Source organism: Pseudonocardia sp. (genome assembly GCF_025465255.1).
In the GTDB taxonomy this organism is placed as follows: domain Bacteria; phylum Actinomycetota; class Actinomycetes; order Mycobacteriales; family Pseudonocardiaceae; genus Pseudonocardia.
This window is the reverse complement of record NZ_JAODNI010000048.1, coordinates 61262-68385: the sequence shown is the minus strand read 5'-3', so window position 1 is coordinate 68385 and position 7124 is coordinate 61262. Positions and strand designations below refer to the sequence as shown.

At 74.6% G+C, this 7124-nt stretch carries 8 protein-coding genes; 5 read left to right on the top strand and 3 right to left on the bottom strand.

Features of this window, described 5'->3' with window-relative positions; translation table 11 throughout:
• Window positions 1-384 (bottom strand): GNAT family N-acetyltransferase (locus JWP64_RS04920; protein WP_297492771.1); only part of this gene is annotated, 384 nt, incomplete at its 3' end.
• 83 nt (window positions 385-467) lie between these two features.
• Here JWP64_RS04920 and JWP64_RS04915 point away from each other — a divergent pair.
• Window positions 468-1406 carry an EamA family transporter gene (locus JWP64_RS04915; RefSeq protein ID WP_297492768.1) on the top strand — a complete coding sequence of 313 codons (939 nt, stop codon included), beginning with the start codon at window positions 468-470 and terminating at the stop codon, window positions 1404-1406.
• 57 nt (window positions 1407-1463) lie between these two features.
• The gene (locus JWP64_RS04910; RefSeq protein WP_297492764.1) at window positions 1464-2696 is read left to right on the top strand and encodes a crosslink repair DNA glycosylase YcaQ family protein; all 1233 of its coding nucleotides are present in this window, start codon (window positions 1464-1466) and stop codon (window positions 2694-2696) included.
• A gap of 48 nt (window positions 2697-2744) precedes the next feature.
• Here the strand turns inward: JWP64_RS04910 and JWP64_RS04905 are convergent, their stop codons facing one another.
• Complete coding sequence (locus JWP64_RS04905) at window positions 2745-3923, bottom strand: DUF4097 family beta strand repeat-containing protein (RefSeq protein ID WP_297492761.1); 1179 nt, start codon at window positions 3921-3923, stop codon at window positions 2745-2747.
• Between the two features lie 5 nt (window positions 3924-3928).
• Window positions 3929-4450: a toxin-antitoxin system HicB family antitoxin gene (locus JWP64_RS04900; RefSeq protein WP_297492757.1), complete on the bottom strand. Its 522-nt coding sequence runs from the start codon at window positions 4448-4450 to the stop codon at window positions 3929-3931.
• Between the two features lie 109 nt (window positions 4451-4559).
• Here JWP64_RS04900 and thyX point away from each other — a divergent pair, with 109 nt between their 5' ends.
• The 3 genes from thyX (at window position 4560) to dapA (ending at window position 7088) form a co-directional block, all read left to right on the top strand.
• The gene (thyX, locus tag JWP64_RS04895) at window positions 4560-5312 is read left to right on the top strand and encodes an FAD-dependent thymidylate synthase (RefSeq protein ID WP_297492755.1); all 753 of its coding nucleotides are present in this window, start codon (window positions 4560-4562) and stop codon (window positions 5310-5312) included.
• 80 nt (window positions 5313-5392) lie between these two features.
• Window positions 5393-6019, top strand: coding sequence for a TIGR03085 family metal-binding protein (locus JWP64_RS04890; RefSeq protein WP_297492752.1), 627 nt, complete (start codon window positions 5393-5395; stop codon window positions 6017-6019).
• 64 nt (window positions 6020-6083) lie between these two features.
• The gene (gene dapA, locus JWP64_RS04885) at window positions 6084-7088 is read left to right on the top strand and encodes a 4-hydroxy-tetrahydrodipicolinate synthase (protein WP_297492749.1); all 1005 of its coding nucleotides are present in this window, start codon (window positions 6084-6086) and stop codon (window positions 7086-7088) included.
• The last annotated feature ends 36 nt before the right edge of the window (window positions 7089-7124 follow it).

The following is a 7124-nucleotide window of genomic DNA, read 5'->3' as shown; positions in this document are numbered from 1 at the left end:
CGCCGACCCGGCCCCGCGCAGGGCCTCCGCGGCGGCGGCGAGGAGCCGGCCGCCGTGCCCCCGCCGCGCCCACCGCGGCTCGACGACCAGGGCGCTGATCTCGGCGATGTCCCTGTCCTCCCGGCCGGCGTAGCGGGCGGCGGCGCAGAACCCCACGGTCCACTCGCCCTCGGTGGCGACGAAGACCCAGTAGGACTCGGCACCGGAGCCCTCGCCGGCCGCCACCGCGTCCGCCCAGGCCGCGCGGGCCTGGTCGCCGCGAAGCTGCTCGAGGGCCTCCTCCGGCAGGATCCCGGCGTAGGCGACACGCCAGGTGTCGGCCTGGATGCGGACGATCTCGTCGACGTCGGAGTCGGCGGCGGGGCGGACCGCGGCGATGGCCATGGTGCATTCGTACCGGACGGGTGTCCGGTGCCTCCGGCCACACTCCTTCCGCCGATTGGTTGGGCATGGCAACGTTCCCCGGCGTGAGCACAGGATCGGTCGACGTCGCGGCCTCGACCCGGTCGGGGTGGATCGCGCTCTGCGTCGTCTACGTCCTGTGGGGCTCGATCTACCTGTTCAACCGCCTGCTCATCACGTACGTCCCGCCGCTGCTCGCCGGCGGCACCCGGTTCCTGACGGCCGGGCTCGGCCTCACGGTGCTCGTCGTCCTGTTCGCGGGGCCGAAGGGCCTGCGGATGAGCCGCAAGCAGCTCGGCACGACCGCGTTGTCCGGGCTGCTGCTGCCGGCATGGGGCAACGGGCTGGTGGCGGTCGCGCAGACGCAGGTCGCCTCCGGTCTCGCGGCGCTGCTCATCGCCGTGGTGCCGCTCTACATCGTGGTGCTGCGCGCGCTGGGCGGGGACCGGCCGCGCCGGGCCACGGTGGGCGGCGTCGTCGTCGGGCTCGTCGGGCTGGCGGTGCTCGTGCTCGCCGCGCCGTCCGCGGGATCGGGTGGCACCCAGGGGAGCGCGTGGTGGGGGCCGTGGCTGGTGGTCCTCGCCGGGCTCGGCTGGGCCACCGGCACCTACGCGACGACGAGGCTGCCCGTCCCGGCGAACCCGTTCGCCCTCGCCGCGGTGCAGATGACGATCGGCGGTGCGGTCCTGCTGACCATCGGGAGCGCGAAGGGGGACCGCCCGGACCTCGCCACGATCCCCGCCGGGACCTGGTGGGTGTGGGTCGGCGCCGTCCTCGCGACCCTCGGCGGTTTCAGCGCCTACGCGTGGGCGCTGCGGGCCCTCCCGGTCTCCACGGTCGCGACCTACGCCTACATCAACCCGGTCATCGCGGTGCTGCTCGGCGTGCTCCTGGTGGGGGAGCGGTTCTCCCCGGGACAGATCCTGGGCGGGGCGATCGTGCTGGTGGCGGTCTTCCTGGTGGTCGCGGCGGAACGTCGGCCCGTGGTCGCGGCCCCGGCCTGACCCCGGCGGTGGGCCGTCCGCGCGAGACTGTCGGTGTCCGGTGGCAGCATCTCGGCCGTGCGGACGAACCCAGCCCGAACCGTCGGTGCGGACGTGGCCCGGCGGACGGCGCTCGCAGCCCAGGGCTTCGCCGAGCCCCGTCCTGCGGGCCCGGTCACCCGGCGGCATCTGCAGCGCACGCTCGCCCGCACCCGGCTGCTGCAGCTGGACTCGGTGAACGTCGCGGTGCGGGCCCACTACATGCCGCTGTTCAGCCGGCTCGGCCCCTACGGAAGAGACCTGGTGGACGCGGCGGCGTGGTCGCACTCGGCACGGCGGCCCCGGCTGCTCGTCGAGTACTGGGCCCACGAGGCGAGCCTGCTCCCGGTGGAGGACTGGCCGTTGCTGCAGTCCGGCGCCAAGCGGCCGGGCTGGTGGAGGAACTACGCACACCTCGCCGAACGGCAACCGGGGATCGTGGACGACGTGCTGGCCGCGGTCAAGGAGCTCGGCCCGGTCGGCGCGGGAACGCTGGAGAACGCGCTCGGCGCGGGGGAGTCCCGCCCGCCCGGGGTGAGCTGGTGGGAACGCTCGGAGGTCAAGCGGATCTGCGAGTACCTCTTCGGCCTGGGCGCCCTCACCACCGGCACCCGGGTGAACTTCGCGCGCCTCTACGACCTGCCCGAGCGCGTCCTGCCGCCGGAGGTGCTGGCCCGGCACCCGATGGACCGGCACGAGGCGGCCCGCGGGCTGATCCGGCGGTCGGCGTCCGCGCTGGGCGTCGGGACGGTGTCGGACCTGCGGGACTACTACCGGCTCGGCCCCGAGGACACCCGGCAGGCGGTGGCGGAGCTGGTCGAGGCGGGGGAGCTGGAGCCGGTCACCGTCCGCGGCTGGACACAGCCGGCCTACCGGGATCCCGCGGCGAAGGTGCCGCGGCGGGTCGAGGGCCGGGCGCTGCTCTGCCCGTTCGACCCGCTGATCTGGGAGCGGGACCGCACCCTGCGGATCTTCGGCTTCCGCTACCGCGTCGAGATCTACGTGCCCGAACCGAAGCGCGAGTACGGCTACTACGTCTTCCCGTTCCTGCTCGACGGCGAGCTGGTCGCCCGGGTCGACCTCAAGGCGGACCGGGCCGCCGGCGTGCTGCGGGTGCAGGGGGCGTTCGCGGAGCCGGGGGTGGACCGTGCGCGGGTCACCGCGGAGCTGGCCGCGGAGCTGCGGACGATGGCGGAGTGGCTGGAGCTCGACGGCGTGGTGGCGGGCGAGCGAGGTGACCTCGCGGGACCGCTGGCGGTGGAGCTGAGGTGAGCGTGGCACGACGTCCGCCGTCGTGCCACGCGCCTCAGCCGGGCACTGTCAGGCGGTGGTCGCCTCCGCGGCCCGGGTGACCAGCACGTCGCCCGTGCCGGTGCGGCCGCGGATGCGTAGCGCCGGATCCGTCGCCGGGGCGACCGCGCCGACGTGGAGGTCGCTGCGGGCCCGCCCGGAGCCGGACGACAGGTCCAGCTCGGCCGCGACACCGGAGTGCACGCCGATGCGGATCCCACCGGAGCCGGTGGTCAGGTCGTAGGTGCCGGACACCGCGTCCGACACCTCGACGTCGCCGGAGCCGGTGCGCAGGGCCAGGTCGGCCGCGACCTCGCCGAGCCGCACCCCGCCGTTGCCGGCCTTGATGCTGGTCGACGCGGCGAGGGCGGCGGCGGAGATGCGGCCGGACCCGGTGCGGATCTTCGCCTTGCCGTCGACCGCGCCGAGCTCGATCGCGCCGGAGCCGGTCGTCACCTCGACCTGGCCCTCGACCGCGCCGAGGCGGGCCTCGCCCGACCCCGTGCGGACGGCGGCCCACCCCGCGGTGCCGGTCACCGTGACGTCGCCGGCGCCGGTGCGCACGGCCAGCCGCGAGCGGGCGGGGGCCCGCACGACGACGGCCAGCGGCACCACGCGCAGCGGGAGGTCACCGGTGGAGCGGACCACCAGCCGCCGGGCGGGCTCGGACCAGGTGATCTCCGCGGCGCGGACCGCCGCGGCCCCCTGGTCGGCCGGGCCGGCGCCCGGCCCGAAGGCCCCGCCCTCGCGGAAGGCTCCGACGTCGCCGAACGGTCCGCCCTCGCCGAAGGGGCCGCCCTTGCCGAACGCGCCCTGGCGGAACGCGGCGGCCTGGCCGATCACCTTGCCCAGATCCGGCCCGGCGGAGGAGCCGAGCCAGTTCAGGAGCCCGCTGACGCCCTGGGCGAACGGGTTCGCCGGGTCCGGCTCGTGGCGGACCTCGACGTGCACCTCGTCCGCGCCGTCGACGAGCTCGATCCGGACCCGGCCGACGTCGATGCCCACCTCGATCTCGGCGGGGCCGTTCGCGGCCCAGCTCTGCTGCCGGACGGCCTCCTGCGTGTCACTACGCGCGTCGTCGCCGGCCGCGCTGCGGTTCGCCGCCGCCGCTCCGGTGTCCTCGGGCCCGGTGGGCCCTGACGCCGCGGACCCTGGCGTGGTGGACTCGGATCCGGTGTCCTCGGGTCCGGTGGACTCGTGCTCGCTCATCGCGCTCACCCCTGTACCCAGCCGCGGACGCGTCGCCCGCCGTCGTCCCCGGGGCCGCCCTCGCCCCGCCCGTCCCCGGCGTTCCGGCGCTGCTTGCCGGCCAGCGCACCCTGCACGGCCTGCGCCACCCACGAGTTCAGCGAGACCCCCTGGGACGCCGCGGCCTGCTCGGCCTGCGCCTTGATCTGCTCGACGAGCCGGAGCGTGATCCGGCTGATGTCGCCGGTGTCGGCGCCCTGCGGCGGAAGCGGCGGCGTGAGGCCGGCGTGTTCGGGTGCCGCCGCGGGCTCGCCGGAGACCGCGACCCGGACGTCCCGGCCGTCGAGCCGCAGCTCGACGACCCGGTCCCCGAGGTGCGCGGTGACCTCGGCGGCCAGGTCGGACATCGCGTTCATGATCGCCAGCCGCGCGGCCGGCTCGATCGCCGCGCCGAGCAGCGCGGCGGTCCGCCGGGTCTGCTCGTCGCCGGCGGCCGCGGCGGAGGCGAGGTCCTCCCGCAGCTGTGTGACGTACTGACCGATATCCATGACGCCACTATGGCGTCACTGATGACGTCACGCAACACTTCTCTGACATCGCCGATGATGTCGGAGGTGAGGTCCCGTCACCCAGAGTGGCCCGGTTAGGCTCCTGCTCATGCCGGAGACCGTGCCGCTCAGGGTCCAGCTCGTCGCGAAGACCGAGTTCCTTCCGCCGGCCGACGTGCCGTGGGAGACCGACGCGGACGGCGGCCAGGCGCTCGCGGAGTTCGCCGGCCGCGCCTGCTACCAGTCCTGGAGCAAGCCGAACCCGCGGACCGCGACGAACGCCGGCTACCTGCGCCACATCCTCGAGGTCGGCCACCTGTCCGTGCTCGAACACGGCACCGTCAGCTTCTACCTGACGGGCATCTCCCGCTCGCTCACCCACGAGCTGATCCGGCACCGGCACTTCTCGTACTCGCAGCTCTCGCAGCGCTACGTCCCGGAGCGCAACGCCGCGATGGTCGAGCCGGACGCGATCGCGGACGACCCCGAGCTGCACGAGATGTTCCTCAAGGCGGCCGACGCGTCCGTCCAGGCCTACGAGCAGCTGCTCGAGGGCCTGGAGAAGCGCTTCGCCGACGTCCCGAACGCCACCCTGCGGCGCAAGCAGGCGCGGCAGGCGGCGCGGGCGATCCTGCCCAACGCCACCGAGACCCGCATCGTCGTGACGGGCAACTACCGGGCCTGGCGCCACTTCATCGGGATGCGCGCGACCGAGCACGCGGACGTCGAGATCCGCGCCCTGGCGATCGAGTGCCTGCGCCAGCTGCAGCGCGAGGTCGCCAACGTGTTCACGGACTTCGAGATCCAGAAGCTCGAGGACGGCACGGAGATCGCGAGCAGCCCCTTCGTGACGGAGGGCTGAGCGCCCCCGCGCCTCCCTCCCGCGGCGGCGACCGCCGATCCCGCCCGGTGCGCGGGCGCATCCGGCGTTAGGTTGCTGGGGTGAGCCTTGCCAGCACCGAGCGTGCCGCCCTCTGCGACGAGTTCGAGTCCTCCGGCCCGGACCGGCCGACTCTCTGCGAGGGCTGGACCAGCCGCGATCTCCTCGCCCACCTGCTCGTCCGGGAGCGCCAGCCGTGGGCCGCGCCCGGCATCCTCGTCCCCGCGCTCGCCCCGCTGGCGGAGAAGGCGATGCAGGGCTATGCGAACACGTCCTGGGAGTCGATGATCCGCGACCTGCGCGACGGCGCGCCGCCGTGGTCCCCGTACAGGATCGGGAAGGTCGACGAGGTGGCGAACGGCGCCGAGTTCTTCGTCCACCACGAGGACGTCCGCCGCGGCGAGCCCGGCTGGAAGCCCCGCCCGGCCGACCCGGAGCGGGACGCCGAGCTCTGGAACCTGGTCACGCGGATGGGCAAGATCCTCTTCCGGCGCAGCCCCGTCGGGGTCGTGCTGAAGCGTCCCGAGGGTGCGATGCACGTGGTCAAGACCGGCTCGGGGATGGTGACGCTCGTCGGCGACCCGGGAGAGCTCGTGCTGCACGCGTTCGGCCGGGATGCGACGAACGTCGAGGTCGAAGGCCTGGTCACCGACGTCGAGGCGTACGAGGCGGCACCGCGGGGGTTGTAGGGCGTCTCCGCCGTCCGGTCGGCTCAGATCTACGCCTGCCGAGCCCGGGCGGTACCGTCAACCCATGAGCCCGACCCCAGCGCTGCCGCGGCCCCCAGGCCGACCGTTCGGCCAGGTGCTGACCGCGATGGTCACACCGTTCGACGCCGAGGGCGAGCTGGATCTGGCCAAGGCCGAGGAGCTCGCCACCCATCTGGTGGACCTCGGCAACGACGGCCTCGTCGTCAACGGCACCACCGGCGAGGGCCCGACCACCACGGACCACGAGAAGTCCGAGCTGGTCCGGGCCGTGGTCAACGCGGTGGGGGACCGGGCCACGGTCGTCGCGGGCGCCGGGACCTACGACACCCGGCACAGCGTGCACCTGGCCCGGGAGGCGGAGAAGGCGGGCGCGCACGGGCTGCTCGTCGTCACGCCGTACTACTCGCGGCCGCCGCAGTCCGGCCTGCTGCTGCACTTCACGGCGGTCGCGGACGCGACGGACCTGCCGGTGATGCTCTACGACATCCCGCCGCGCAGCGTCATCCCGATCGAGCTCGAGACTCTGCAGCGGCTGGCCCAGCACCCCCGGATCCTCGCGGTGAAGGACGCGCGCAACGACCTGCGTGTGGGCACCGAGGTGCTCGCCACGACCACGCTCGCCTACTACTCCGGCGACGACCCGGTGAACCTGCCGTGGCTGTCCGTCGGGGCGGTCGGGTTCGTCAGCGTGATCGGGCACGTCGTCGCGGACCGGCTCCGGGTCATGCTCGACGCGTACGAGGCCGGCGAGCACGACCGGGCCCGCAACCTGCACTACGCGATGTTGCCGCTGCTGCGGGCCATGGGCCGCGTCGGCGGGGCCGTGTTCGCGAAGACCGCGCTCGGGCTGGTCGGCGTGGACGTCGGCGACCCGCGGCTGCCGCTGCCGCCCGCCACGGACGAGCAGGTCGCCGCGATCGCGGGCGACCTCATGGCCGCGGGCGTCGCGCTGGACCCGGACCGCGTGCCGGGCCGCGTCACCCCCGGGCACGGTGCCCTCGGCACCCGCACCCCCACAGACCTCGGGGCCGAGGTCGCGTACCGCTGAGGTACGCCGCCGCCCCCAAAGATCACCCTCAGCTGT